The organism is Nocardioides sp. NPDC004968 (assembly GCF_040608935.1).
Lineage (GTDB): Bacteria > Actinomycetota > Actinomycetes > Propionibacteriales > Nocardioidaceae > Nocardioides.
Genome location: NZ_JBEXJF010000030.1, coordinates 1 through 24892 on the forward strand (window position 1 = coordinate 1; position 24892 = coordinate 24892).

Here is a 24892-nt window from a genome sequence, read left to right on the forward strand (position 1 = left end):
GGATTGCGGCTCGCCAATCCGCACAACGACATCAAGTCCATGCTCCAGCAGGTCGACGATCGTGGCGGCCCGCCAGCCCGCGACCCGGTCGGCGCCCGCGCTCATGTCGGCCGGGCCGGTGATGGTGCCGATCCGGCGGCAGCCGCGGTCGATGAGCACCTGGGTGACCTCCCGGGCGCCGGCGAAGTTGTCGGTGTCGGCGTAGGAGACCCGGTGGGCCCCGGTCCACGGGCGGCCGACGAAGGCCGCCGGCAGACCGAGGTCGGCGACGTGGTCGGCGAGCAGGTCGCTGCGGTGCGAGGAGACGACGATGGCGCCGTCGATGTGACCACCGCGCAGGTAGCGCAGCATCCGGTCCTCCTCCTCGCCCGGACGCGCGATCAGGAGGACCACCTGCAGGTCGCGGGAGGAGAGGGCCCGCGTGACGATGCGCAGCGTACGGGCGAAGAACGGGTCGGCGAAGACCCGCTCGTCGGCCTCGGGGATGACCATGGCGACCGAGTCGGTACGCCGGGTCACCAGCGATCGCGCCGCCGGGTTGGGGGTGTAGCCGAGGGTGGCGACGGCCACGGCGACGGCCTCGGCGGCCTTCGCGGAGACGCGCGAGCCGCCGTTGATCGCGCGCGACGCCGTCGCCCGGCTGACACCAGCCAGCCGGGCGACATCGTCGAGTGTTGCCGAGCTCATGCGCGCAGCGACATCAGCGTGCCGGCACTCGGTTGTGGGCGGCGACATCGGCGAACCAGAGTCCGCTGTCCTTCGGCGTACGCACCTGGGTCTCGAAGTCGACGTGCACGATCCCGAACCGGTGCGCGTAGCCGTAGCTCCACTCGAAGTTGTCGAGCATGGACCAGGCGAAGTAGCCGCGTACGTCCGCACCCTGCTCCATCGCGTCGAGGGTCGCGCGCAGGTGGGTGTCGATGTAGTCGAGGCGGGCGGTGTCGTGCACGGCGCCATCCTCCACGACATCATCGTAGTAGGCCCCGTTCTCGGTGATGTAGATGGGCGGGGCACCGTACTCACCGCTGAGCCGGGTCAGCAGCCGGGTCAGCCAGACCGGGTCGATCTCCCAGTCACGGGCGGTCGTGGCGCGGCCCGTGCGCGGAGTGACGAACTCGGCGCCGGGGTAGGGGTTCCCCCGCGGCAGGTCGGAGTGCACGAGCCGACTGCCCAGCACCTGGTCGGGGTCGATCTCGAACGGCTCCGCCGCGATGGCGTTGCCGAAGTAGAAGTTGACCCCGAGCACGTCGAGCGGCGCGGAGATGACCTCCAGGTCGCCCTCGAGCACCCAGTCCTGCCACGGACGGCCCTGGAAGGTCAGGCCCTCGGTGTCCGCGGCCAGGTCGTCGGCGTACTTGCCCCGGAACAGCGGGTCGAGGAACACCCGGTTGTGCAGACCGTCGATCCGCCGGGTCATGTCGACGTCCTCGGGACGGTCGGCGTCGTAGGGGTCGACGACCGTCGGGTTGAGGGTGATGCCGAGGGACTTCCCGTTCTCCGGCGTCGCGCCGCGGCTACGCAGCTCGTTGACCACGAGGCCGTGCCCGAGCATGAGGTGGTGGGCCGCGACGATGCCGGCCACGCCCTCCTGGCGACCCGGCGCGTGCTGGCCACCGGAGTAGCCGAGGAACGCCGAGCACCACGGCTCGTTCAGCGTCGTCCAGTTGTCGACGCGGTCGGAGAGCGCGTCGTAGACGGTCGTGGAGTACTCCACGAACCGGTAGGCGGTGTCACGGCTGGTCCAGCCGCCCTGGTCCTCCAGCGCCTGCGGCAGGTCCCAGTGGTAGAGCGTGATCCACGGCGCGATCTCGGCCTCGAGAAGCTCGTCGACGAGACGGCTGTAGAAGTCGAGCCCCGCCTGGTTGACCTTCCCGCCGTCGGGACGGATCCGCGGCCACGCCGTCGAGAACCGGTACGAAGCCAGGTTGAGGCGCTTCATCAGCGCGACGTCCTCGGGCACCCGGTGGTAGTGGTCGCAGGCCACCTCACCGGTGTCGCCGTTGAGGATCGCCCCCGGCACCTTGGTGAAGGTGTCCCAGTTGCTGGGCGTACGTCCGTCCTCGTCGATGGCTCCCTCGATCTGGTAGGAAGCCGTCGCCGCACCCCAGAGGAAGTCCTGGGGAAACGTACGCTCGGCGCGGGCGGGGTTTGTCGAGAGATTCATCCCTTGACGGCTCCTTGCATGATGCCGGACACCAGGTGGCGGCCGGTGGCGATGAACAACAGAAGTAGGGGCACGGTCGCGAGGATCGTTCCGGCCTGGACCAGCGCCATGTCGGCATGCCCCTGTCCGGGCGCGACCTTGAGCGCGTCCAGCGCGGTCTGCAGGGTCTGTACGTCGGAGCCCTGCAGCACGATCAGCGGCCACATGAAGTCGGTCCACACCTGCATGAAGGTGAACAGGCCGAGGATCGCCATCGCGGGTCTCGCTGCCGGGATGGCGACGGTCCAGAACGTACGGATCATGGACGCGCCGTCGACGCGGGCGGCGTCGATGAGCTCGTCGGGGATCGCGTCGACGAGGTACTGCCTCATGAAGAAGACACCGAACGCGGTCACCACCCACGGCAGGATCACGGCGGCGTGGGTGCCGGTCAGGCCGAGGTTGGAGAACTGCTTGAGCATCGGCACCAGGGCCAGCTGCGTCGGCACCGCCAGGGTGGCGACGACGAAGATCATCCCCGCGTTGGAACCGCGGAAGCGGAGCTTGGCGAAGGAGTAGCCGGCCAGGGTCGAGAAGAGCACGACCGAGGCTGCCGAGATCCCGGAGATGATGATCGAGTTGAGCAGTGCCGACCAGAAGTCGATCCGGTCGAAGACCCGGGCGGCGTTCTCGAAGAAGTGCCCTCCCGGGACCAGCGGCGGAGGCGACTGGATCGCCCGATGCCGGGTGACCGAGCCGATGACGAACGACCAGTACAGCGGGAACGCCGAGCCCAGCAGGAATGCCGCGAGCAGGCCGTAAACGAGGAATCCAGGACGTCTGCTCATCTGAGGTTCCTCCGTTGTACGGCCCGGGTGACCAGGAAGTTGACCAGGGCGATCCCCACGATGATCAGGAACAGCACCCAGGCGGCGGCGGCCGCACGTGGATAGGGGTTGGTCGTGGTCTGGGCGGTGTTGAAGACGTACATCGTCAAGGTCGTGTACTGGAAGTCGGAGCCACCCTGGAAGCGCAGGTTGGTGTCGAAGATCCGGGGCTCGGTGAAGATCTGCAGGCCACCGATGGTCGAGGTGACGATGACGAAGATCATCGTCGGCCGGATCGAGGGCAGCGTGACGTGGAAGAACTGCTTCACCTTGGAGGCGCCGTCGATCTCGGCCGCCTCGTAGAGATCCCGCGGGATCGCCTGCATGGCGGCGAGGATGATCAGCGCGTTGTAGCCCGTCCAGCGCCAGTTGACCATGGTCGCGATCGCGGTCCAGCTCGCGAACCGGTCGGCGTGCCACGGCACCTTGTCGAAGCCGAAGCCGTCGAGCGTCTGGTTGATCAGGCCCGTGCCGTCGGCGAAGATCGCGCCGAAGATCATCGCGGACGCCGCAGGAGCGACCACGAAGGGCAGCAGGATGCTCATCCGCCACAGGGTGCGGCCCCGGAGCCGGGTGTCGAGCAGGGCGGCGAGGATCGTCGCCACCATGATCTGCGGCACCGAGGAGAGCAGGAAGATCCCGATGGTGTTCCAGAAGGCCTTGCGGAAGACGGAGTCACCGAGAACGTGGGCGTAGTTGTCCCAGCCGACCCACGGGCCGACCTCGGAGCCGTAGGCGGGCCAGGAGAAGAAGGACAGGTAGCCGGTGTAGAGCATCGGGTAGAGCCCGATGAGCAGGAACACCAGGAAGAACGGCGCGACGTACAGGTAGGGCGAGAACTTGAAGTCCCACCGGGAGAGCCGGTTACGCCACGCCTGGCGGCGGGGTGCTGCCCCGGTCGAGGGCGCCGGGGTGGCGTTCTCGACCGGGGCAGAGGTGGTGGTCGGCATGGATCAGGACATTCCTTCGACGCCCTCGACGAAGGTCGCCCACGACTTCTCGGGGTCGGTGCCCTCGTCCACACGTCGGATCGCCTGCTGGAAGAGGCCCAGGATGTCGGAGTACTTGTCACCCTTGAACGGGACACCCGCCGGCACGGCCTCCGCGCGGCTGGCGAGGATCTGCGAGGTGGGGGCGTCGTTGAAGTACGGGTCGGTGGCGTTCTCGTCGGCCAGGACCGTCTGCGCCTCCAGGTTGGCCGGGAAGTTGCCGGCCACCTTGGACGCGGCCACCTGGGACTCGGCGGTCGTCAGGTAGTTGGCGAACTCCTTGGCCTCGTCCTGGTGCTCCGACTGCGCCGGGACGGCGAGGTAGGAGCCACCCCAGTTGCCGCCGCCGCCCGGGAAGGCGTCGACGATGTCCCAGCCCTTCACCTCGGGCGCGGAGTCCTTGATGTTGGCGAACATCCAGCCGGGGCAGGGGATGGTGGCGAAGCCGTCGTTGGTGAAGTTGGCCGTCCAGTCCTCGCCCCACTGCTCGACCTTCGTCGACTGGGTGGGGGCGTACTGCGAGACCGTGTCGTAGACCTCCCGGAGCTCCGGGTTGTCCACCTCGATCGTCTGGTCCTTGGTCTGGAAGGGGTACTCGACCTGGTTGAGCATCGCCTGGGCGATCGCGCCGCTGGAGTCGTACCAGGCCGTGTCCGGCATCTTCTTCTTGAACTGCTCGCCGGTGGCGAAGTAGGTGTCCCAGTCCGCGAAGAGCTCCTTCACGGACTCGCGGTCGCTCGGGAGGCCGGCCTTCTTGAAGAGGTCGGCGCGGTAGCAGAACGCCTCGGGGCCGGCGTCGGTCGGATAGCCGATCTGCTTGCCGTCGGCGGTCTGGCCCTCGAGGTACTTCGACTCCATCCAGCGGCTGTCGAGCTCCTCGTCGGTGAGGTCGACGAACTGCTCCGAGGCGCCCTCGGCGACGAGCGCGGGCATCATGTCGCCCTCGATGCCGACGATGTCGGTGAGACCTTCGCCCGACTGCAGGCCGGTGGTGAGGCTCTGCTTCCAGGTGTCCCACTCGGCGACGACGGTCTGCTTGACCTTGAAGGGGCGGTCAGGGTCGGCGTTCCACTGCTCGATGAGGTCGCCGTAGCCGAACTCGCTGAAGGTCGTGATGGTCAGGGTGTCGTCCTTGCCGAGCTTGGCCTGCTCGCCGGTGTCGTCGCTGCCGCCGCAGGCCCCGACGAGGCCAGCGACGAGAGTGGCGACCGCGCCGGCGGCTAGGCCGCGGCGCCAGGACTTGGAGATCTTGGACACGGGGTGCTCCTGCACGTCTGTGTGGGGAGTGAGAGCGCTTCCACTCTCGGGACTACGGAGAGTGTGAGTGTGCTCACACCGCTCTGTCAAGTAGCCCGCTGGTAACGATTTCGCGCGTGTGGGAGCGCTTCCACCAAACTGGGGAAACCGGAGGCGTCGCTCAGCCCGAGACGACGGTGAGCAGCCGGGCGGTCTCGGCGGCCATCGCGTCGCGGCCGGCACCGAGGTAGCGGCGCTGGTCGACCAGGGTCGGGTCGGCTTCGAGGGTCTCGCGGACCGCGGCGGTGAAGGCCTTGTTGAGCTGGGTGGCGACGTTGATCTTCGTCATCCCGGCGGCGATGGCGGTTCGGAGCCCGTCGTCGCTCACGCCGGAGGAGCCGTGCAGGACCAGCGGGACGTCGACGGCGCGGCGGATTGCTGCGATCAGCGCCTCATCCAGGGCCGCGTCGCGGGTGGTCATCTTGTGGCTCGAGCCGACCGCGACGGCGAGGGCGTCGACGCCGGTGCTGGCGACGAACGCGGCCGCCTCGGCCGGGTCGGTGCGTACGCCGGGAGCGTGGACGCCGTTCTTGCCGCCGACCTCACCGAGCTCGGCCTCGAGGTGGGCGCCGCGGTCGTGGCAGCGGCGGGCGACGGCGGCGGTACGGGTGAGGTTGTCCTCGTAGGGGAGCTGGGAGGCGTCGTACATCGCCGACGAGAAGCCGAGGTCGACCGCGATCCCGACCAGGCGCTCGTCGGTCGCGTGGTCCAGGTGGAGCGAGATCGGCATCGTCGAGCCGGACGCGACCGCGATCGCGGCATGGGCCAGCGGAGCCAGGCCGCCGTGGTAGCGCACCGCGTTCTCGCTGATCTGCACGATGACCGGCCGATTCGCGGACTCGGCTCCGGTGGCGATCGCCTCGACGGTCTCCAGGTTGATCGCGTTGAAGGCGGCGACGCCGCGGCCTTCCGCATAGGCCGAGCTGATCAGCGAGGCGGTGGTCGTGAGGGTCATGGTCGAAGTGTCGCAGGCAGCCGACGACGAGAACGGCCGCCGACCCACGAGGGTCGGCGGCCGTCACGAAAGCCGGTCAGGACTTGTTGGCCTTGCGCGCCCGGCTCGCGATCTTGCCGCGGTCGTTCTGGTCGAGGACGACCTTGCGGATGCGCACCATGTCGGGGGTGACCTCGACGCACTCGTCCTCGCGGCAGAACTCCAGGCACTGCTCGAGCGAGAGCTTCTTCGGCGGGATCAGCTTCTCGAAGTTGTCGGAGGTGGCGGAGCGGACGTTGGTCTGCTGCTTCTCCTTGGTGATGTTGACGTCCATGTCGTCCTGGCGGGAGTTCTCGCCGACGATCATGCCCTCGTAGACCTCGGTGGTCGGCTCGACGAACATGACGCCGCGCTCCTGCAGCGAGGTCATCGCGTAAGCCGTGGCCGCGCCGGACCGGTCGGCGACGAGCGAGCCGTTGTTGCGCGAGCGGATCTCCCCGGCCCAGCGGTCGTAGCCCTCGGAGATGTGGTGGGCGATGCCGGTGCCGCGGGTCTCGGTGAGGAACTCGGTGCGGAAGCCGATCAGGCCACGCGCCGGCACGATGAACTCCATGCGGACCCAGCCGGTGCCGTGGTTGGTCATGCCCTCCATGCGGCCCTTGCGGTTGGCGAGCAGCTCGGTGATCGTGCCGAGGAACTCCTCCGGGGCGTCGATCGTCAGGCGCTCGAACGGCTCGTGGACCTTGCCGTCGACCTCCCTGGTGACCACCTGCGGCTTGCCGACGGTCAGCTCGTAGCCCTCGCGTCGCATCTGCTCGACCAGGATCGCCAGCGCCAGCTCGCCGCGGCCCTGGACCTCCCAGGCGTCGGGACGCTCGGTGTTGAGGATCTTCAGCGACACGTTGCCGATGAGTTCGGAGTCGAGGCGGTCCTTGACCAGACGCGCGGTGACCTTCGAGCCCTTGACCTTGCCGACCAGCGGCGAGGTGTTGGTGCCGATGGTCATCGAGATCGCCGGCTCGTCGACGTGGATGAGCGGCAGCGCGACCGGGTTCTCCGGGTCGGCGAGCGTCTCGCCGATGGTGATCTCCGGGATGCCGGCGATGGCGACGATGTCACCGGGGCCGGCGACATCGCCGGGCTTGCGCTCGAGGCCCTCGGTGATGAGCAGCTCGGTGATGCGTACGTTCTTGACCTCGCCGTCACGGCGCATCCAGGCAACGTTCTGGCCCTTCTTCAGGGTGCCCTGGTGGATGCGGACCAGCGCGAGGCGGCCGAGGAACGGGCTCGCGTCGAGGTTGGTGACGTGGGCCTGGAGGGGCGCGCCCTCGACGTACGTCGGAGCCGGGATGGTGTCCATGATCGTCTGGAACAGCGGCTCCAGGTCCTTGGAGTCGGGCAGCTCGCCGTTGCCGGGCTGCTCGAGCGACGCGACGCCGGCCTTGCCCGAGGCGTAGATCACCGGGAAGTCGAGCGCGTCCTGGCTGTGGGAGTCGTCGAGCAGGTCCATGAAGAGCTCGTACGTCTCGTCGACGACCTCCTCGATGCGCGCGTCGGGGCGGTCGACCTTGTTGACCACCAGCACGACCGGCATGTCGGCGTTGAGCGCCTTGCGCAGCACGAACCGGGTCTGGGGGAGCGGGCCCTCGGAGGCGTCCACCAGCAGCACGATCCCGTCGACCATCGACAGGCCGCGCTCGACCTCACCACCGAAGTCGGCGTGGCCGGGGGTGTCGATGATGTTGATCGTCATCCCCTCGGGCGCGCTCGGCCCGGAGTAGTGGATGGCGGTGTTCTTCGCGAGGATGGTGATGCCCTTCTCGCGCTCGAGCTCACCGGAGTCCATGACCCGGTCGGCGACCGATTCGGCCTCGTGCTCGGTGAAGGTGCCTGCCTGACGCAGCATGGCGTCGACCAGCGTGGTCTTGCCGTGGTCGACGTGCGCAACGATGGCGACGTTGCGGAGATTGGCCTTGAGGATCTCGGACATGTGCGAAGCGGCTCGATTTCTGGCGCGGGACGGGACGTCTGATCTTATCCGCCGTGACCTGCTTGACCCGCATCCGGAGATGACGGTTGGCTGAGGCCCATGACTTCTCGGAAACACGTCTGCCAGATCGTGCCCCCGTATCTCATGCAGCGGCTCAACGCCGGTCGCCTCGACCAGGACAACGCGTTTCGAGTCGCCCGCGCCGAGCACCTGACCAGGGTTCTCGCCCAGATCCCCGCCCCCGAGGCCGGCGAGGCCACCGCCGAGGCCGGGGACTGGACGGTCTACACCGCGAACAACGGCACCGACCTGCCCGGGGAGAAGATCCGCGCCGCGGGGGACCCGGAGTCGGGCGACGAGAGCGTCGACGAGGCGGCGACCGGCATCACCGGCTCGCTGGCGCTCTTCGAGGAGGTCTACGGCCGCGACTCCTACGACGGCCAGGGCATCGAGGTCGTGATGACGGTCCACTACGACCGCGACTACGCCAACGCCTTCTGGGACGGCACCCAGCTGGTCTTCGGCGACGGCGACGGCGAGATCTTCCAGCGGTTCACCAAGGCCGTCGACGTGATCGGCCACGAGCTCTCCCACGCGGTCACCGAGCACACCGCCGGGCTCGTCTATCAGGGCCAGCCCGGCGCGCTCAACGAGTCGATGTCGGACGTGTTCGGCTCCTGCCTCAAGCAGCGTCTCCTCGGCCAGAGCGCCGACGACGCCGACTGGATCATCGGCGAGGGCCTCTTCGCCGAGACGGTCCAGGGCGTCGGACTGCGGCACATGCTCGAGCCCGGGACCGCCTACGACGACCCGACCCTGGGCAAGGACCCGCAGCCGGCCCACATGGACGACATCTACGACGGCACCGACGACAACGGTGGCGTCCACATCAACTCCGGCATCCCCAACCGCGCCTTCGCCCTCGCCGCCAAGGCGATCGGCGGCAACTCCTGGGACGGTGCCGGCAAGATCTGGTACGCCGCGCTGACCAACGGCGCCGTCACCACCGACACCGACTTCGCCGGGTTCGCCGCAGCCACCATCGCCGAGGCCGGCGACCAGGCCGAGGCGGTCACCACCGCGTGGTCCGAGGTCGGTGTCACCCCGGCGTCCGGGACGCCCGCGCCCGACGGCGAGGCGCCGACCGTGGTGAAGGTGCGCCGCAGCGGCGGGTTCCTGGGACGTACCAAGGAGGGGGTCGCGGAGCTGGCACCCTCGGCCGCGCAGGTGGCCACCGTGCGTGACCTGGTCGCCGGCGGCGCCGCTCCTTCGAAGCCGAAGGGCGCCGACCGCTACATCTACGAGTTCGAGGTCGACGGCCGGACCGTCGTCGTGCACGAGGGTGACATGAGCCCTGAGCTTCGCGCCGTCGCCAACGAGCTGCTCGAGAGTTAGGGGAGGGCGCGGTCGAGCGCGGCCTCGACGTGCACGGTGATGGCGTCGAGGATCGGTACGTCGACGTCGCTCGGCCGCACCAGGAGGCTGAGCTCGGAGGCGCCGAGGATGACGCCGTCGGCACCCGCGTCCCACAGCTCGTGGACGACCTCGAGGACCCGCTTGCGCGAGCCGGACACGACGTTCCGGTGGATGAGCTCCTCGTAGATGATCGAGTCGAGCATCTCCACGTGGAGGGTGTCGGGCAGGTTCACATCGACGCCGTGGTCGGAGATCCGCTGGGCGAAGAAGTCGTTCTCCACGGTGTAGCGGGAGGCGAGGAAGCCGGCCTTGGTGATGCCGAGCTCCTTGGCCTTCGTGGCGAGCTCGTCGGCCAGGTGCAGCACGGGTACGTCGACGGCGGCCGCCACCTCGTCGTAGACCTTGTGGAAGGTGGTGGTGCACAGCAGGATGAAGTCGGCGCCGCCGGCCACCACGCTGCGGGCCGCGGCGATCAGGATCTCGGCGACCTGGTCCCAGGACTCCTTCTCCTGCAGTGCCGTCAGCTCGGCCAGGTCGACGGAGGCCAGCACGATCTTGGCGGAGTGGAGACCGCCCAGCCGCTCCTGGACACCCTTGTTGAGTCCCTCGTAGTAAGCGGCGGTGCTTTCCCAGCTCATGCCGCCGATGAGTCCGATCGTCTGCACGTCATCGAGTGTGACACCGTCGGAGGCTGCGTATGGAATCCTCGGCGCCCCTGACCAGGGCAGATATCGGTCAGCCCTCGCGGTGCACCTTGTGCGGGGCGGCCTGGGCGCGCGGCTTGATGACCAACTCGTCGATGTTGACGTGAGCCGGACGGGTCGCCATCCACACGATGGCGTCGGCGACGTCCTCGGCCACCAGCGGCTCGGCGACGCCCTGGTAGACGGCGTCCGCCGCTGCCTGGTCGCCCCCGAGACGTACGAGCGAGAACTCCTCGGTCTGGACCATGCCCGGGGCGATCTCCATGATCCGCACCGGCTTGTCGACGATCTCCAGGCGCAGCGCCTCGGTGACCGCGCGGGTGCCGAACTTGGCCGCGTTGTAGCCCGCGCCGCCCTCGTAGGCGCGCCGGCCGGCGATCGAGCCGACGTTGATGACCGCGCCCGCTCCCGAGGCGACCAGCGCAGGTAGCAGCGCCTTGGTCACGCGGGTCAGGCCGATCACGTTGACCTCGAACATCGCCTGCCACTTGGTCAGGTCGGCCTCGGCCACCTTGTCCACACCGAAGGCGCCGCCGGCGTTGTTGACCAGCAGGTCGAGACGGTCGCCGACCGCCTCGACGAGCGCGGCGACGGAGTCGTCGGAGGTGACGTCGGTCGCGATCGCGGTGCCGCCGATCTCCTCGGCCAGTGCTTCGATCCGGTCGGCCCGGCGAGCGGCGAGGAAGACGTGGTAGCCCTCCTTGGCGAGCTGGCGGGCGGTGGCCGCGCCGATCCCGCTCGAGGCGCCGGTGACGACAGCATTCTTGGACGACATGGAGTCATTCTCTCGTCGCTCGCTCGACTTTGCCCACCGGGTCCCACGATCGAAGACGATTCACGCGGGTTCACGCGGCCGGGAATGATGAGCGGGATCCGCGTGTTGAGAGACGGGACCACAGGCATATACACAAAGGGGCAGGAATGATCCACCGCGTAGCGATGGTCAGTCTGCACACCTCTCCGCTCGACCAGCCCGGCACCGGTGACGCCGGCGGCATGAACGTCTACGTGCTCGAGCTCTCCCGGCGGCTGGCCACCCAGGGCATCGCGGTCGACATCTTCACGCGCGCGACGTCCTCGCGCCTGCCGCAGGTCGTGGAGGCGTACGACGGGGTCGCTGTCCACCACGTCCACGCCGGGCCGTTCGAGGGGCTGGCCAAGGGTGACCTTCCGGGGCAGCTGTGCACGTTCGCGCGTGAGGTGCTCCGCGCGGAGGCGTCCAACCCGCCGGGCTACTTCGACGCCGTGCACTCCCACTACTGGCTCTCGGGTCAGGTCGGGGCGCTCTCCCGCGACCGCTGGGGCGTGCCGCTGGTCCACTCGATGCACACGATGGCGAAGGTCAAGAACGAGGCGCTCGCCGAGGGCGACTGTCCCGAGCCCGAGGCCCGCGTGATCGGGGAGGAGCAGGTCGTCGGCGCGGCCGACATGCTGATCGCCAACACCGACCTCGAGGCCAAGCAGCTGATCAACATGTACGACGCGGAGCCAGGTCGTGTCGCCGTCGTGCATCCTGGCGTCGACCTGCGGGTCTTCCGTCCGCGTGGGCGGGCTGCGGCGCGTGCCGCGCTCGGGCTCCCGGCCCGGGCTCACGTGCTCCTCTTCGCCGGTCGCATCCAGCCGCTCAAAGCTCCCGACGTACTCCTGCGGGCGGCCGCGGTCATGCTCGCGCGTGACCCGTCGCTGCGCCGCAACCTCGTCGTACCGATCGTCGGCGGTCCCTCCGGCTCCGGTCTGGAGCACCCGACCGTGCTGGTCGATCTCGCCGCTGAGCTGGGGATTTCCGACGTGGTCCGGTTCGTCCCGCCGGTACGCCAGGACCAGCTCGCGCTCTGGTACTCCGCCGCCTCCGTCGTCGCCGTCCCCTCCTACAACGAGTCGTTCGGCCTGGTCGCCGTCGAGGCCCAGGCCTGTGGCACGCCCGTCGTCGCCGCCGCGGTCGGCGGCCTGACCACCGCCGTGCGCCACGGCCGCAGCGGTCTCCTGGTCGACGGGCACGACCCGGCGCAGTGGGCCGACGCGCTCACCAACGCCATCGCCTCCCACTCGCGCTGGTCCGCCCTGGCCGACGGAGCCCGCGAACACGCCCAGGACTTCTCCTGGGATCTCACCGCACGCAATACGCTCGAGGTCTATGAAGAGGCCAAGATGCTGATGCGTGAGGAGCTGACGGCATGACCGTAGATGCGCGGACCGACCACGAAGAGGTCGTACGCGGCTGGCTGAAGTCCAACGACCTGACCTGGGACGAGACGTCCCAGCCGGGTGGTGAGGTGGTCTTCTCGTTCTCGCTCCCGGGTGAGCGCAAGCTGCAGACGCCGGTCCGGCTCGACCTGGGGCAGCACGCCCTCGGCGTCCATGCCTTCGTCTGTCGCCGTCCCGACGAGAACCACGAGACCGTCTACCGCTGGCTGCTCGAGCGCAACCTGCGGCTCTACGGGGTCTCGTTCGGTCTGGACCGGCTCGGCGACATCTACCTCGACGGCCGACTGCCGCTCGCGATGGTCGAACCGGGCGAGCTCGACCGGCTGCTCGGCTCGGTCTTGACGTACGCGGACGAGTCCTTCAACACCATCCTCGAGCTCGGCTTCGCCTCCTCGATCCGCAAGGAGTGGGAGTGGCGCAAGCTGCGCGGCGAGTCGACCGCCAACCTCGAGGCGTTCCGGGGCTGGCTGGAGCGTGAGGAAGACCCGAAGGACTAGCGCGGCTGGCGCCGGGTGATCAGCACACCCGCGATGCACATCGCCCCACCGATGAAGGCGAGCGCCGGCGGCACCTCGTCGAGCACCAGCCACGCCATCAAAGCGGTGATGAACGGCACCAGGAACGTCGACTGCGCGAACTTGCCGGCATCGGAGTGGGACAGGGCGTAAGCCCAGGTCACGAAGGCCAGAGCGCTCGGGAAGAGGCCGAGGTAGACGATCCAGCCGATGTTGCCGACGCTGATGTCGGGGAGCGTGGTGGCCAGCTCGAACGACCAGGGCAGGCAGATGACGAGGCCGGCGATGGCGTACCAGAACGTCAGCAGCAGCGCGCTCATCGTCGGCAGCAGCTTCTTCTGGGTGAGGACACCGACCGCGAAGGTGAGTGCCGCGACGACCGAGAGGGCGACGCCGATCCAGTCGCCGGTGTCACCGTTGGCCGAGGCGCGGCCGATGACGACGACGCCAGCGAAACCGACGCCGGTGCCGATCAGGATCCACTTGTGGATCGTCTCCTTGAGCACGAGGCCCGCCAGCAGGGCCACCACGATCGGGCCGACCTGCACGATCAGCGCCGCCGTCGCCGCGTCGATCCGACGCTCGGACTCGTTGAGCGCCAGGTTGTAGATCCCCAGCCACGACGCACCGCCCAGCGCGATCAGCGGCCATTCCTTCCGGGTCGGTAGCCGGAACCCGCCCTTCAGCGCGAGGTAGGCGCCGAGCGCCGCCACCATCACCACGAGCCGGCCCAGCGACAGGCTTCCCGGAGGGACGGTGTCGCCCAGGTGACGGATCCCCACGAACGCCGATGCCCACAGGACCAGCGTGATCCCGCAAGCGACGAGTGGCTTCCAGATCGGCGTGGTCTCAGCGGGCGCGGGGCTAATCGTCGTCGTCACGATAAAAGGGTAAATACCCGCGCCCTGGCGCGCGAGCGGATAACAGCCATCGATGTTCGACATCCCGCCATCTAGCCCCAGCAGAGGCGTCACTGGCGTCGGCCGAGGCGTCAGCCGCGTCGGCCGAGAGGCCACGGCGCTGCCCATTCGACCGACCGGAGCGACGCCTCGGGCGACCGGGGTGACGCCTCGGCTGGGCGTCAGCCGCGGAAGGTGCGGCGGTAGGCGGTGGGGGTGATGCCGAGGGCGGCGTGGAAGTGGAGGCGGAGGGACTGGGCGGTGTTGAGGCCGCAGCGGGCGGCGACCTGCTCCATCGAGAGGTCGGTGGTCTCCAGGAGGGTGCGGGCGAGCTCGATGCGCTGGCGCTGCAGCCAGCGGCCGGGGGAGTCGCCGGTCTCGTCGCGGAAGCGCCTGGTGAAGGTGCGTACGGACATCGAGACCTGGGCCGCCATCGCCTCCAGGCTGAGCGGCTGGTCGAGGTGGGCGAGGGCCCAGGCGGTCGCGGCCGAGATGCCGGTGTCGTCGGGGGCAGGTGCGTGGTGCCGGATGAACTGCGCCTGTCCGCCGTCGCGGTGGGGAGGTACGACCGTCACGCGGGCGACGCGGTTGGCGACCGCGGCGCCGTGGTCGCTGCGTACGACATGCAGGCAGAGGTCCAGACCGGAGGCCACGCCGGCGGAGGTGAGGATGTCGCCGTCGTCGACGAAGAGTACGTCAGGGTCCAGCTTGACCTGCGGAAACAGGGCCCGGAAGTCGTCGGTGTGCGACCAGTGGGTGGTAGCCGGACGACCATCGAGGAGACCCGCGGCGGCGAGCGCGAAGGCGCCGGTGCAGATCGACATGATCCGGGTCCCGGGGCGGATCAGGTCGAGCGCCTCCTTCAACGGCGCCGACAACACTCCGTCCGAGACCGTCGGGTAGTCGAGGCCGAACTTCGGGATCACCACGGTGTCCGCGTCCGCGAGCGCCTCGGGTCCGTGCGGCGCGAGGACGACCACGTCCGAGTCCGACTGCACCGGTCCGGGGCTGCCGGTGGTGCAGGTGACGACCTCGTAGAGCAGTCGGTCCTCGCTGTCGCGGGCCCTGCCGAAGATCCGGTGCGGGATGCCGATCTCGAACGGGATGAACCCGTCCTGGATCAGCACCGCGACCCGGTGCGGAGAAGGGACCCGTACGTCACCCATGGCTGGATCTTATCGATAGATGTCAATCAGGCCACTGTCCGTCTGGACACGCACCGAAGAGGATCATCACCATGCCCCAGACGACGACCCCGCCGCCTGCCGACCGCACGGCCTCGCGCCGTCCTCGGATCCACCCCGCCTGGTGGGTCGCCGCCGTCGCCTTCGTGACCATCGTCGGTGCCGCCGCCTTCACCGCGGCACCGGGCCTCCTGGTCGGTCCGCTGCACGAGGAGTTCGGCTGGTCGCGCGGCACGATCGGCGTCGGGATCACGCTGCAGCTCGCGCTCTACGGCCTGACCGCGCCGTTCGCCGCCGCACTGATGGACCGCTTCGGGATCCGTCCGGTGGTCGCCGTCGCGCTCACCATGATCACCCTCGGCTCGCTCGGCACCGTCTGGATGAGCCAGTCGTGGCAGTTCGTCCTCGGCTGGGGCGTACTCGTCGGCGGCGGCAGCGGCTGCATGGCGCTCGCCTTCGGCGCGACGATCACCACCCGCTGGTTCGACCAGCGACAGGGCCTGGTCAGCGGTCTGCTGACCGCCGGCGGCGCCTCGGGACAGCTGATCTTCCTGCCGGTGCTGGCGGTGCTGATCGGAGAGCTCGGCTGGCGGGCCGCCTCGGTGACCATCGCCCTGGTCGCCGCCGCCGTGATCCCGTTCGTGTTGCTGCTGCTCCGGGACTACCCGGCGGACATCGGTCTGGCGCCCTACGGTGCCTCGAAGATCGTGCCGCGCCCTGCGCCCGCGACCGGCGCCGCGCTACGGACCGTGCGCGTGCTCGGGATGGCGATGCGTACCAAGGCCTTCTGGCTTCTCGCCGGTGCCTTCGCGATCTGCGGGATCACCACGAACGGCCTGATCAGGACCCACTTCGTGCCCGCCGCGCACGACCACGGGATGGCCCCGGTCGCGGCCGCCTCGCTGCTCGCCGTGATCGGGATCTTCGACGTCGCCGGGACGATCTTCTCCGGCTGGCTCACCGACCGCTTCAACCCAGTGGTGCTGCTCGGCATCTACTACTCGCTGCGCGGGATCTCCCTCATCTTCCTACCGATGCTGCTCTCGTCCGAGGTGCACCTGCCGATGGTGTTCTTCATCGTCTTCTACGGCCTCGACTGGGTCGCTACCGTGCCGCCCACGCTCGCGCTGTGCCGCGAGATCTGGCCCGAGGACGCCCCGATCGTCTTCGGCTGGGTCCTCGCCTCCCACCAGGTCGGAGCCGGTCTGGTCGCCTGGGTCGGCGGCGTCGTACGCGATGTCACCGGGTCCTACGACCTGGTCTGGTACGCAGCCGGCGCCCTGTGCGCCGCCGCCGCGCTGATGTCGCTCGTCATGCCGCGCGGTGCGGTCCTTCGTCAAGGTGTGCCGACCGAGGAACACATCCCCAGCGGAGCTCCGCTGGGGGAGTGAGCCTTCGGCTGCATACCTTGACGAAGGAACAGCCTCAGAGGTCGAGCTTGTAACCCAGACCGCGGACCGTGACCAGGAACTTCGGCTCGGACGGGTCCGGCTCGAGCTTGGCGCGCAGGCGCTTGACGTGTACGTCGAGGGTCTTGGTGTCGCCGACGTAGTCGGAGCCCCAGACGCGGTCGATGAGCTGGCCGCGGGTGAGGACGCGACCGGGGTTGCGCAGGAACATCTCCAGGAGCTCGAACTCCTTGAGCGGCAGGCGCTGCTCGTTGCCGTCCACGGTCACGACGTGGCGCTCCACGTCCATCCGGACGGGTCCGGCCTCGAGCGTCGCCGGGGCCGCGTCGGGCTCGGTGCCTCGGCGGAGGACGGCGCGGATCCGGGCGACGAGCTCGCGCGGGGAGTAGGGCTTGGTGACGTAGTCGTCGGCGCCGAGCTCGAGGCCGACGACCTTGTCGACCTCGTCGTCCTTGGCGGTCACCATGATGACCGGGACCGACGAGGTGGCCCGGATCTGCCGGCACACCTCGGTGCCGGAGAGGCCGGGAAGCATCAGATCGAGCAGCACGATGTCTGCCCCGTTGCGGTCGAACTCCTTCAGAGCGTCGGTGCCGTCCTCGGCGACGGCGACCTCGAAGCCCTCCTTGCGGAGCATGTAGGACAGTGCCTCGCTGTAGCTGGCTTCATCTTCGACGACGAGTACCCGGGTCACGGGCGTTCCTCCTTGCTTGTGCCGGACTTCCCGGCAGTTGGTAGGTGCTGGGGCAGGGTGAGGGTGAAGGTCGAACCCTGACCCTCCTGCGACCAGACCTTGACCTCGCCACCATGCGTAGCGGCGACGTGCTTGACGATCGACAGGCCGAGCCCGGTGCCGCCGGTGGAGCGGTGGCGGGCCGGGTCGACGCGATAGAAGCGCTCGAAGATCCGGTCGATCTCCGTGGACGGGATCCCGATGCCCTGATCGACCACGGAGATCTCGACGGAGCCGTCGGTCGCGCGGGTCGAGACGGTCACGGTCGAGCCCGGTTCGGAGTAGGCGACCGCGTTGGAGACCAGGTTGGTGACCGCGGTCGAGACCTGCTCGTCGTTGCCGAAGACGTGCAGCCCGGCCGTGCCGGCGCTGACCACGTTGATGCCCTTGGCATCGGCATCGACCGTCGAGGCGTCGACAGCGGCCGCGATGACCTTGTCGACGTCGACCGCGATGGGTGCCTCCAGGGGCTCGTCGCCCTGGAGCCGGGAGAGCTCGATGATCTGCTGGACGAGCGCGGTCAGGCGCTCGGACTCGGTGATCATCCGGTTGGAGAAGCGGCGTACGGCCTCGGGGTCGTCGGAGGCCTCGGTGACCGCGTCGGCGAGCACTCGTATCGCGCCGACCGGCGTCTTGAGCTCGTGGCTGACGTTGGCGACGAAGTCGCGGCGTACGGCCTCGACTCGGCGCTCGCGGGTGCGGTCCTCGACCAGGGCGAGGGCCAGGCGGGTGCCGAGCGGAGCGACCCGGGCGGTGACGTGCCGCGAGGCGCCGTTGGCCCGGGAGATCACCAGCTCGGTCTCACGGATCTGGCCGTCACGGCGCACACCGTGGACGAGCTCGGAGAGCTCGGGCGAGACCAGCGAGGTGCCGCGCACCAAACCCAAGGCGTACGCCGGAGCGCTGGCCTTGAGCACGGTGTCGTGCTCGTCGACGACGACCGCGCTGCTGCGCAGGACCGAGAGGACTGCGGCCACCTCGGAGGGAACCTTCGGGGGCTCGACCTCGGGGATCCGGCGGCGGGAACGTTCGCTCATCGCCCACGCAAGCACCGCCGCTCCGGCGACGACAGCGCCGAGGAGCGCAGCAAGAAAGGCCTGCGTCGTCGAGTCCACACGATCAGGGTAAGCCCATCAAACACCCAAACTTCGCCTCTGGACGTCTCCGCGCCGAACGTTCACCGTCGGTTCACTCGGGATGAAGATCAGTACATGTCGTGTGTCTAGGATCGGCCCATGCGCGCTGCTTTCCATGAGGACCTCGATGCCATCTTCACCGATCTCACCAGTGTTTGTGAGCTGGTGTCGGTGGCCGTACGCGACGCCACCACCTCTCTCCTCGAGGCCCGCAACGACCTCGCCGAGCAGGTGATCGACAAGGACGTCGAGATCGACGACGCCCGCGAGCGCATCGAGGAGAACGCCCTCGAGCTGCTCGGCCTCCAGTCGCCGGTCGCCGGCGACCTGCGCGTGGTCGTCGCCGCGCTGCGGATGATCTCCGACCTCGAGCGGATGGGCGACCTCTCCGTCCACGTCGCCAAGATCGCCCGGCTGCGTACGCCGAACAAGGCCGTGCCCGAGCTGGCCCAGCCGACCATCGCCAAGATGGCCGAGATCGCCCAGCAGATGGTCGAGCGGACCTGCGAGATCCTCCGCACCCGCGATGTCTCCGCCGCTCAGGACCTGGTCGCCGACGACGACGAGATGGACCAGCTGCGACGCAAGTCCTTCGCCGAGCTGCTGGGCCAGGACTGGACCCACGGCGTCGAGCCGGCCGTCGACGTGGCTCTCCTGGGCCGCTACTACGAGCGCATCGCCGACCACGCCGTCACGGTGGCCAACCGGGTCGTCTTCGTCGTGACCGGCGAGACCCCTACCGACTCCTGACCCGCCGAGTCGGCTCGTACTGACCGAAAATCCCGCCGAGTCGGCTCGTCATGACTCGGCGGGATTGTTGGTGCTACTGCTTGCCTTGGTTGGCGACTGCCTCAGCGGCGGCGGCCGCGGCCTCGGGGTCGAGGTAGGTGCCGCCGGTGACGACCGGCTTCAGCGACTCGTCGAGCTCGTAGACCAGTGGCTGGCCCGTGGGGATGTTGAGCTTGGCGATCTCGGCCTCGGAGATGTTGTCGAGGTGCTTGACCAGCGCGCGCAGGCTGTTGCCGTGGGCGGTGACCAAGACGGTCTCACCGGTCTTCAGGTCGGGCACGATGGCGGAGTCCCAGTAGGGGAGCATCCGGGCGACGACGTCCTTGAGGCACTCGGTGGCGGGCACCTCGATGTCGGCGTAGCGCGGGTCGCCGGCCTGGGAGTACTCGGAGTCGGCCTCGATCGGCGGCGGCGGTACGTCATAGGAACGGCGCCACAGCTGGAACTGCTCCTCACCGAACTTCTTCAGCGTCTCGGACTTGTTCTTGCCCTGGAGCGCGCCGTAGTGGCGCTCGTTGAGGCGCCAGTCGCGGCGCACCGGGATCCAGTGCCGATCGGCGGTGTCGAGGGCGATGTTGGCGGTGTTGATCGCGCGGCGCAGCAGGCTCGTGTGGACCAGGTCGGGAAGGATCCCGGCCTCGGCGAGCAGCTTCCCGCCGTTGACGGCCTCGGCCCGGCCCTTGTCGGTGAGGTCGACGTCGACCCAGCCGGTGGACAGGTTGAGCGCGTTCCACTCGCTCTCGCCGTGACGCAGAAGGACGAGCTTGTAGGTCATCAGTGAGCTTCCTCGGCACCGGGCAGAGCGGCCGGCGGGAACTCGCAGGAGTAGGGGTCCTCGGAGATGGTGCCCGCGGACTCGTCGTGCGCCTCGCCCTCGGTGGCGTGCTCGCCCTCAGCCTCGGTCTCGGTCGCGTTCTCGCCCTCGGCGGGCTCGTCGGCCGGCAGGGTCGAAGCCTCCTCGCTGCCCTCGGCAGCTCCCTCGGCGGCAGCGTCCTCGGACGCCTGGGCTTCGGCGTTCTTGCCCTTCTTCGCGGGCTTCGTGGTCTCGTCGACGGCGGCGACGACGTCGGCGTACGGACCACACTGGGTGACCACCGGGACGGAGATGGTCTTCTCCTCGCCCTCGGAGAAGGTGAAGGTCATCGGGATGCTGTCGCCCGGCTTGAAGTCGCCGGTGACCGCGATGCCACCGGTGGCCGGGTCGGCCAGGTTGATGATGCCGGACTTCGGCAGCTCGATCGGGGTGAACGACTCGGGCGTGACGGTCTCCTCGGCCTCGGTCGCCGTGGCGATCGAGGTGACCGACGGCAGCGCCTCGCCGGCGACCGCCGGGTTGATCGCCGGGTCGAGCGAGAAGGTGCCGACCAGGACGCCGGAGCCTTCCTGCGCGGTCACGATGCGAGCGGCGTTGATCCGGATGGCACCGTCGAGCGTCGACCCGCCGTGGGTGATGTCGTTGGGCCGGTCCGTCGCGTAGTCGAAGCTGCTGCAGGCGGTGAGCGCCGGAAGGGCGAGAGCCACGAGTGCGCCCGTCACTGCGAGCCGCTTCTGCATAACCTTGGTCGTCACGCGCGACACTCTATCCGCCCGATCCTGCGATATCGGAAAAGGGTCAGGCACGCAGTCCGACGGCGCTCGCGGCGTACAGCATCCCGGCGATCACCAGGGCGATGTAGACGAGCGTGACGAGGAGGAGCTTGCCGGCCCCGAGCTTCAGTCCGGCCTTGAGCGGCAGGTACGTCCACTTGTCCTCGTTGTCGGCGACCAGGCCCCACAGCGCGGTCAGGAAGTGCACGCCGACACCGAGTGCCGCCGCAAGCGCGACCATTATCCAGTGGGGCGCTCCGCCCGCGGACTCACCGGCCCAGCCGGCGTACGAGAGGTATCCGGGGTAGCAGGCGAAGGCCGCCGCCCACAGGACCCAGGAGAAGAGGCCCTTGCGCAGCAGTACGTTGGCGAGCATCCCGAGCACCAGCGAGCCGAGGTAGAACAGCCCCGCGACGGTGCCAGAGGTGACCGAGAGCGGGATGACGAGCAGTACGCCGCAGCACAGCGCGAACCAGACGCTGCCCGGTTCGAGACGGCCGTCCGAGATCGGCTTGCCCTCGCGCTCGTGACGACGGTCGACGGCCTGGTCGACGAGGTCGTTGTGCCAGCCGAGGACCGCCTGGCCGACGAGCACGGTGACCGCGATCAGCGTCACCTCGCGCGTCGTCAGCCCGGCGAGGACGGCCGCCACCGACAGGCCGATGGCGGTCAGCACCGCCTGGCGGGGGTGGGCGGAGCGGATGAGGAGGAACGGGGCCCAGTTGCCCACCTTGTTCATGACGCTTGCTCTGCCCGCCGGGGCATCAGGAACGGCCGACGCACTGGCCTGCGTCTCTTCCGGGTCCTGATCCTGGGCGTGCGACGACACGGTGAAGATGGTCTTGGGGGCGCTCTGCGATGCATTCGCCATGGCGGCAGTATCGGGCACTCGGTCGAGACGCGCAGGACAACAGGCTGGCTACGGCGAGATTTCGGAGTCGTTTCGAAATCAGCCATGCTGCCACGATCGGTGGGCCTGCGCGCGCGGAACCACACAACTTGTCAATCTGTCAACCCCAGATTGAGCCCCTGACCTGCGCAAACACGGAATCCGAATTCTAAGATCCGTGGTAGACTTATAGCCCTAGGAAGGGGTACCTAAAAATATGACTTTCACCGTCGGCGAGACCGTCGTATACCCGAACCATGGCGCGGCCGTCATCGAAGACATCGAGATGCGCACCATCAAGGGCGAGGAGCGGCAGTATCTGGTCCTCCGCATCATCGCTCAGCAGGACCTCGTGGTGCGTGTTCCGTCGAACAATCTCGAGCTCGTCGGAGTTCGAGACGTCGTAGACAAGGACGGGCTTGATCGAGTCTTCGAGGTGCTTCGTGCGGAGCACGTCGAAGAGCCGACCAACTGGTCGCGTCGTTACAAGGCAAACCTGGAGAAGCTGCACAGCGGCGATGTCATGAAGGTCGCCGAGGTCGTGCGTGACCTGTGGCGTCGTGAGCGTGACCGCGGCCTCTCCGCCGGGGAGAAGCGCATGCTCGCCAAGGCACGCCAGATCCTCGTCTCGGAGCTCGCGCTGTGCGAGCACACCAACGAAGACAAGGCTGAAGTCCTCCTCGACGAGGTGCTGGCCAGCTGACGCTGGTTTCGGTCTGCGTTACAGGCTCCGGGGAAACCCGGGGCCTGTTTCGCGTTTTTAGGAGGCTCCGCGGGGGACTCAACGCGGACGATACGGTGGCCCCATGGAGGACCCCTACGCCGACTACGACGAGATCGACGAGACCGCCGAGGTTCCGCCGGCCCTCGGGATCGTCGCCGAGGACGGCCGAGGCTCGCTGCCGTTCACGTTGATCCACGGCGAGGCGCTGGTCGCCGCGGCGACCTGGTCCCTCGGGGAGTCCGGGGTGACCCCCGTCGACTTCACCACCTCGTGGGAGGGGATGGTCGCGGCCGAGGAGCCGCTCGTCCTGCACGACTCGCTGTGCCCGATGACCCCGCCGGCCTTCATTGCTCACTGTGTCTCGACCGCGCTCGCGCGCGAGGCGGTCGTGGTCGGCGTACGCCCGGTCACGGACACCGTCAAGAACCTGGGCATCGAGGACGGGATGCCGGTCCTCGGCGCGACCATCGACCGCACCTCGCTGGTCTCGGTCGCATCGCCGATCGTGCTGCCCCCGGCCGTCGTGGCCGCCCTGGACGACTGGCCCGCCGGCGACTTCGCCGAGATCGCGGGGTCGCTGGCCCGCCGGTTCCCGGTCGTCTCGGTCGAGGCGCCGCCGGTCGGTCGCCGCGTCGCGTCCGAGGATGACGTACGCCTGCTCGAGGCGCTGTCGTCCAGCGCTGTCAGTTGAGCAGCGTCGTGACCGCGCCCAGGTCGTCGGCGAAGGTCACCTTGAGGTTCAGCGACGAGCTGGGCACCGCGACGATGCGTACGCCGGAGGCGTAGCGCTCCAGGGTCGCGCCGGTGTCGGTGCCGTCGAAGCCATCGGCCGCGGCCTGGGCATAGGCGGCCAGGAGCTCGGTCGCCCGGAACGCCTGCGGAGTCTGTACGCCCACGAGCGCACCTGCCACGGGCTGCAGGTCACGCGTCGAGAGGTGGCTGAGCGGGGCGGCGGGGATGGCGCCACCGTGCTTGCGGGCGACGCCGATGACCGCGGAGAAGAGCTCGGGCGACACCAGCGGCCGGGCGGTGTCGTGGATCGCGACCACGTCGATGGCGTCCTCCCCGGCGGCCTCGATGTCGGCCCTCAGCACGGCCAGTGCGGCCTGTTCGGAGGCGTGGCGGGTGTCGCCACCGGCGACCATCACGACCTCACGATCGCCGAGCAGGGGCTGGGCGACGGCCGCGACCGCCTCCTCGTCGCCGCTGCGTACGACCAGGGCGAGACGGCGCACGTCGGGCACCGCCAGGGCGGTCCGGAGCGAGAGGCCGAGGGCTGAGGAGGCCGGATCGTCGGACCCGTCGAGCGGGAGCAGCACCTTGTTGGTGGCGGCTCCGACGCGGGTGCCGGATCCGGCGGCCAGGAGGACGAGAGCGGCAGGCACCCCTGGAGGCTATCCGTTCGGCGGAGGCGACTGCCGTAGGGCTGGGTCGATGGGCTGGGCGCTGGTGTTTACGTACGCGTAACAGAGCGAAACAGGAGGTGTCCCTCACGCGTCCTACGGTTCAAATCCACCAAAGGGAGGGACCCGACGAATGTGGACGAAGCGGCTCGGGCCGGCGACGTCATGAGTGAGCGCCAGCGAGCGCAGCGGGACGACCAGGGTGACTGGCAGTCCGTCTGCCCGGTCGACGCGCTCGAGGTGAAGCGCGGCGCCACGGCGCTGGTCCACGGGCAGGCCATCGCCATCTTCCGGATGCCCGACGACGTTGTCTACGCCCTGGGAAATCACGATCCGTTCGCCAAGGCGTCGGTGATCGCCAAGGGCATCGTCGGGGTGCGCGACGGGGTGCCGTTCGTCGCCTCGCCGGCTCACCGGCACGGGTTCGACCTGCGTACGGGACAGTGCCTGGACGACCCGCACGTGACCATCCCCGCCTACGAGGTCCGGGTCGTCGACGGGCTCATCCACGTCGGCCACCGGAAGGTTGCCTGAGTCCTGTCTGGGAGACTGCGGAGCGTGCAGCTTCCTCTGATCGGCATCGGGACCGACGTACACAGCCTTGCCGACGGTGTCCCGATGCATGTGGCCGGCCTCGCCTTCCCCGACGAGCCGCAGGGTCTCGCCGGGCACTCCGACGGGGACGTGGCGGCCCACGCCTGCTGCGACGCCCTCTTCTCCGCCGCGGGGCTCGGCGACCTGGGGTCCAACTTCGGCACCTCCGAGCCCGAGTGGGCCGGGGCGGCCGGAGTCGTGCTGCTGACCGAGGCCGCGCGCCGGGTCCGTGATGCTGGTTTCGAGATCGGGAACGTCGCGGTGCAGGTGATCGGCAACCGGCCCAAGATCGGTCCGCGCCGCGACGAGGCCAACCGGGCGCTCACCGCGGCAGCCGGCGCGAGCGTCACCGTGACCGCCACGACCACCGACGGTCTCGGACTCACCGGCCGCGGTGACGGCGTGGCAGCGATCGCGACCGCGCTCATCGTGCGTCGCGATAGGTAGGGAACACGCGTACGTCCCT

26 protein-coding genes are annotated in these 24892 nt (G+C 69.0%); 9 read left to right on the forward strand and 17 right to left on the reverse strand.

All coding sequences use genetic code 11. From position 1 onward, the window contains the following. From ABZU72_RS21805 to typA, 7 genes are all read right to left on the reverse strand, one after another. On the reverse strand, positions 1 to 687 hold a 687-nt coding region (locus tag ABZU72_RS21805; RefSeq protein ID WP_355020898.1), incomplete at its 3' end, for a LacI family DNA-binding transcriptional regulator. A 13-nt stretch (positions 688 to 700) separates the two neighbouring features. Then, positions 701 to 2164, reverse strand: coding sequence for a family 1 glycosylhydrolase (locus tag ABZU72_RS21810; RefSeq protein ID WP_355020899.1), 1464 nt, complete (start codon positions 2162 to 2164; stop codon positions 701 to 703). Then, the gene (locus ABZU72_RS21815) at positions 2161 to 2991 is read right to left on the reverse strand and encodes a carbohydrate ABC transporter permease (protein WP_355020900.1); all 831 of its coding nucleotides are present in this window, start codon (positions 2989 to 2991) and stop codon (positions 2161 to 2163) included. Before ABZU72_RS21815 ends, ABZU72_RS21810 begins: the two co-directional genes overlap by 4 nt. Further along, positions 2988 to 3980 carry a sugar ABC transporter permease gene (locus ABZU72_RS21820; RefSeq protein ID WP_355020901.1) on the reverse strand — a complete coding sequence of 331 codons (993 nt, stop codon included), beginning with the start codon at positions 3978 to 3980 and terminating at the stop codon, positions 2988 to 2990. The genes ABZU72_RS21815 and ABZU72_RS21820 overlap by 4 nt, the downstream gene beginning before the upstream one ends. Positions 3981 to 3983: 3 nt before the next feature. Then, the gene (locus ABZU72_RS21825; protein ID WP_355020902.1) at positions 3984 to 5276 is read right to left on the reverse strand and encodes an extracellular solute-binding protein; all 1293 of its coding nucleotides are present in this window, start codon (positions 5274 to 5276) and stop codon (positions 3984 to 3986) included. A 160-nt stretch (positions 5277 to 5436) separates the two neighbouring features. Then, on the reverse strand, positions 5437 to 6270 hold the full coding sequence (locus ABZU72_RS21830) for a class II fructose-bisphosphate aldolase (protein ID WP_355020903.1): 834 nt from the start codon (positions 6268 to 6270) through the stop codon (positions 5437 to 5439). Between the two features lie 76 nt (positions 6271 to 6346). Continuing rightward, positions 6347 to 8239: a translational GTPase TypA gene (gene typA, locus ABZU72_RS21835; RefSeq protein ID WP_355020904.1), complete on the reverse strand. Its 1893-nt coding sequence runs from the start codon at positions 8237 to 8239 to the stop codon at positions 6347 to 6349. A 99-nt stretch (positions 8240 to 8338) separates the two neighbouring features. Here typA and ABZU72_RS21840 point away from each other — a divergent pair, with 99 nt between their 5' ends. Then, positions 8339 to 9634, forward strand: a complete 1296-nt coding sequence (locus tag ABZU72_RS21840) for a M4 family metallopeptidase (RefSeq protein ID WP_355020905.1) — start codon at positions 8339 to 8341, stop codon at positions 9632 to 9634. Here the strand turns inward: ABZU72_RS21840 and ABZU72_RS21845 are convergent. Beyond that, positions 9631 to 10320 carry an amino acid racemase gene (locus ABZU72_RS21845; RefSeq protein ID WP_355020906.1) on the reverse strand — a complete coding sequence of 230 codons (690 nt, stop codon included), beginning with the start codon at positions 10318 to 10320 and terminating at the stop codon, positions 9631 to 9633. The two genes, ABZU72_RS21840 and ABZU72_RS21845, sit on opposite strands and share 4 nt — an antisense overlap. Before the next feature lie 70 nt (positions 10321 to 10390). After that, a complete protein-coding gene (locus ABZU72_RS21850; protein WP_355020907.1) occupies positions 10391 to 11134 on the reverse strand; it encodes an SDR family NAD(P)-dependent oxidoreductase in 744 nt (247 codons plus the stop codon). Positions 11135 to 11280: 146 nt separating this feature from the next. Here ABZU72_RS21850 and mshA point away from each other — a divergent pair, with 146 nt between their 5' ends. Beyond that, positions 11281 to 12537 (forward strand): D-inositol-3-phosphate glycosyltransferase, encoded by a 1257-nt coding sequence (mshA, locus tag ABZU72_RS21855; RefSeq protein ID WP_355020908.1) that lies wholly within the window; start codon positions 11281 to 11283, stop codon positions 12535 to 12537. Beyond that, positions 12534 to 13061 (forward strand): YbjN domain-containing protein, encoded by a 528-nt coding sequence (locus ABZU72_RS21860; RefSeq protein ID WP_355020909.1) that lies wholly within the window; start codon positions 12534 to 12536, stop codon positions 13059 to 13061. Before mshA ends, ABZU72_RS21860 begins: the two co-directional genes overlap by 4 nt. Here the strand turns inward: ABZU72_RS21860 and ABZU72_RS21865 are convergent. Both ABZU72_RS21865 and ABZU72_RS21870 read right to left on the reverse strand, forming a co-directional pair. Then, on the reverse strand, positions 13058 to 13960 hold the full coding sequence (locus ABZU72_RS21865) for a DMT family transporter (protein WP_355020910.1): 903 nt from the start codon (positions 13958 to 13960) through the stop codon (positions 13058 to 13060). The two genes, ABZU72_RS21860 and ABZU72_RS21865, sit on opposite strands and share 4 nt — an antisense overlap. Positions 13961 to 14160: 200 nt before the next feature. Beyond that, positions 14161 to 15144 carry a helix-turn-helix domain-containing protein gene (locus ABZU72_RS21870; protein ID WP_355020911.1) on the reverse strand — a complete coding sequence of 328 codons (984 nt, stop codon included), beginning with the start codon at positions 15142 to 15144 and terminating at the stop codon, positions 14161 to 14163. Positions 15145 to 15215: 71 nt separating this feature from the next. Between ABZU72_RS21870 and ABZU72_RS21875 the strand changes: the two genes are divergently transcribed. Continuing rightward, positions 15216 to 16553, forward strand: a complete 1338-nt coding sequence (locus ABZU72_RS21875; RefSeq protein WP_355020912.1) for an MFS transporter — start codon at positions 15216 to 15218, stop codon at positions 16551 to 16553. 34 nt (positions 16554 to 16587) lie between these two features. Here the strand turns inward: ABZU72_RS21875 and ABZU72_RS21880 are convergent, their stop codons facing one another. Together ABZU72_RS21880 and ABZU72_RS21885 are read right to left on the reverse strand one after the other, a co-directional pair. After that, positions 16588 to 17265, reverse strand: coding sequence for a response regulator transcription factor (locus tag ABZU72_RS21880; protein ID WP_008360778.1), 678 nt, complete (start codon positions 17263 to 17265; stop codon positions 16588 to 16590). Continuing rightward, positions 17262 to 18419 carry an ATP-binding protein gene (locus ABZU72_RS21885; RefSeq protein WP_355020913.1) on the reverse strand — a complete coding sequence of 386 codons (1158 nt, stop codon included), beginning with the start codon at positions 18417 to 18419 and terminating at the stop codon, positions 17262 to 17264. The genes ABZU72_RS21880 and ABZU72_RS21885 overlap by 4 nt, the downstream gene beginning before the upstream one ends. Before the next feature lie 120 nt (positions 18420 to 18539). On the opposite strand from ABZU72_RS21885, the gene phoU reads away from it, so the two are divergent. Next, positions 18540 to 19190, forward strand: coding sequence for a phosphate signaling complex protein PhoU (gene phoU, locus ABZU72_RS21890; RefSeq protein WP_355020914.1), 651 nt, complete (start codon positions 18540 to 18542; stop codon positions 19188 to 19190). Positions 19191 to 19263: 73 nt separating this feature from the next. On the opposite strand, the gene ABZU72_RS21895 is transcribed toward phoU, so the two are convergent. From ABZU72_RS21895 to ABZU72_RS21905, 3 genes are read right to left on the reverse strand one after another with little or no spacing between them, the layout of a single operon-like run. Then, on the reverse strand, positions 19264 to 20004 hold the full coding sequence (locus tag ABZU72_RS21895) for a phosphoglyceromutase (protein ID WP_355020915.1): 741 nt from the start codon (positions 20002 to 20004) through the stop codon (positions 19264 to 19266). Continuing rightward, positions 20004 to 20798: a hypothetical protein gene (locus ABZU72_RS21900; RefSeq protein WP_355020916.1), complete on the reverse strand. Its 795-nt coding sequence runs from the start codon at positions 20796 to 20798 to the stop codon at positions 20004 to 20006. Before ABZU72_RS21900 ends, ABZU72_RS21895 begins: the two co-directional genes overlap by 1 nt. Positions 20799 to 20841: 43 nt before the next feature. Further along, positions 20842 to 21687, reverse strand: a complete 846-nt coding sequence (locus ABZU72_RS21905) for a UbiA family prenyltransferase (RefSeq protein WP_355020917.1) — start codon at positions 21685 to 21687, stop codon at positions 20842 to 20844. A 235-nt stretch (positions 21688 to 21922) separates the two neighbouring features. On the opposite strand from ABZU72_RS21905, the gene ABZU72_RS21910 reads away from it, so the two are divergent. After that, positions 21923 to 22408 carry a CarD family transcriptional regulator gene (locus tag ABZU72_RS21910; RefSeq protein WP_179659800.1) on the forward strand — a complete coding sequence of 162 codons (486 nt, stop codon included), beginning with the start codon at positions 21923 to 21925 and terminating at the stop codon, positions 22406 to 22408. A 103-nt stretch (positions 22409 to 22511) separates the two neighbouring features. After that, positions 22512 to 23120, forward strand: coding sequence for a hypothetical protein (locus ABZU72_RS21915; RefSeq protein ID WP_355020918.1), 609 nt, complete (start codon positions 22512 to 22514; stop codon positions 23118 to 23120). Here the strand turns inward: ABZU72_RS21915 and ABZU72_RS21920 are convergent. Further along, complete coding sequence (locus tag ABZU72_RS21920; RefSeq protein ID WP_355020919.1) at positions 23113 to 23814, reverse strand: 2-C-methyl-D-erythritol 4-phosphate cytidylyltransferase; 702 nt, start codon at positions 23812 to 23814, stop codon at positions 23113 to 23115. The two genes, ABZU72_RS21915 and ABZU72_RS21920, sit on opposite strands and share 8 nt — an antisense overlap. A 183-nt stretch (positions 23815 to 23997) precedes the next feature. Between ABZU72_RS21920 and nirD the strand changes: the two genes are divergently transcribed. Together nirD and ispF are read left to right on the forward strand one after the other, a co-directional pair. After that, positions 23998 to 24366: a nitrite reductase small subunit NirD gene (gene nirD, locus ABZU72_RS21925; protein ID WP_355020920.1), complete on the forward strand. Its 369-nt coding sequence runs from the start codon at positions 23998 to 24000 to the stop codon at positions 24364 to 24366. 24 nt (positions 24367 to 24390) lie between these two features. Further along, the gene (ispF, locus tag ABZU72_RS21930) at positions 24391 to 24873 is read left to right on the forward strand and encodes a 2-C-methyl-D-erythritol 2,4-cyclodiphosphate synthase (protein ID WP_355020921.1); all 483 of its coding nucleotides are present in this window, start codon (positions 24391 to 24393) and stop codon (positions 24871 to 24873) included. The last annotated feature ends 19 nt before the right edge of the window (positions 24874 to 24892 follow it).

Bases quoted from the DNA above. Each gene is read 5' to 3' on its own strand.
- ABZU72_RS21810 (WP_355020899.1), bottom strand. From the start codon at position 2,164: ATGAATCTCTCGACAAACCCCGCCCGCGCCGAGCGTACGTTTCCCCAG.
- ABZU72_RS21815 (WP_355020900.1), bottom strand. From the start codon at position 2,991: ATGAGCAGACGTCCTGGATTCCTCGTTTACGGCCTGCTCGCGGCATTC.
- ABZU72_RS21820 (WP_355020901.1), bottom strand. From the start codon at position 3,980: ATGCCGACCACCACCTCTGCCCCGGTCGAGAACGCCACCCCGGCGCCC.
- ABZU72_RS21830 (WP_355020903.1), bottom strand. From the start codon at position 6,270: ATGACCCTCACGACCACCGCCTCGCTGATCAGCTCGGCCTATGCGGAA.
- typA (WP_355020904.1), bottom strand. From the start codon at position 8,239: ATGTCCGAGATCCTCAAGGCCAATCTCCGCAACGTCGCCATCGTTGCG.
- ABZU72_RS21840 (WP_355020905.1), top strand. From the start codon at position 8,339: ATGACTTCTCGGAAACACGTCTGCCAGATCGTGCCCCCGTATCTCATG.
- ABZU72_RS21850 (WP_355020907.1), bottom strand. From the start codon at position 11,134: ATGTCGTCCAAGAATGCTGTCGTCACCGGCGCCTCGAGCGGGATCGGC.
- mshA (WP_355020908.1), top strand. From the start codon at position 11,281: ATGATCCACCGCGTAGCGATGGTCAGTCTGCACACCTCTCCGCTCGAC.
- ABZU72_RS21860 (WP_355020909.1), top strand. From the start codon at position 12,534: ATGACCGTAGATGCGCGGACCGACCACGAAGAGGTCGTACGCGGCTGG.
- ABZU72_RS21870 (WP_355020911.1), bottom strand. From the start codon at position 15,144: ATGGGTGACGTACGGGTCCCTTCTCCGCACCGGGTCGCGGTGCTGATC.
- ABZU72_RS21875 (WP_355020912.1), top strand. From the start codon at position 15,216: ATGCCCCAGACGACGACCCCGCCGCCTGCCGACCGCACGGCCTCGCGC.
- phoU (WP_355020914.1), top strand. From the start codon at position 18,540: ATGCGCGCTGCTTTCCATGAGGACCTCGATGCCATCTTCACCGATCTC.
- ABZU72_RS21895 (WP_355020915.1), bottom strand. From the start codon at position 20,004: ATGACCTACAAGCTCGTCCTTCTGCGTCACGGCGAGAGCGAGTGGAAC.
- ABZU72_RS21905 (WP_355020917.1), bottom strand. From the start codon at position 21,687: ATGGCGAATGCATCGCAGAGCGCCCCCAAGACCATCTTCACCGTGTCG.
- ABZU72_RS21910 (WP_179659800.1), top strand. From the start codon at position 21,923: ATGACTTTCACCGTCGGCGAGACCGTCGTATACCCGAACCATGGCGCG.
- ABZU72_RS21915 (WP_355020918.1), top strand. From the start codon at position 22,512: ATGGAGGACCCCTACGCCGACTACGACGAGATCGACGAGACCGCCGAG.
- nirD (WP_355020920.1), top strand. From the start codon at position 23,998: ATGAGTGAGCGCCAGCGAGCGCAGCGGGACGACCAGGGTGACTGGCAG.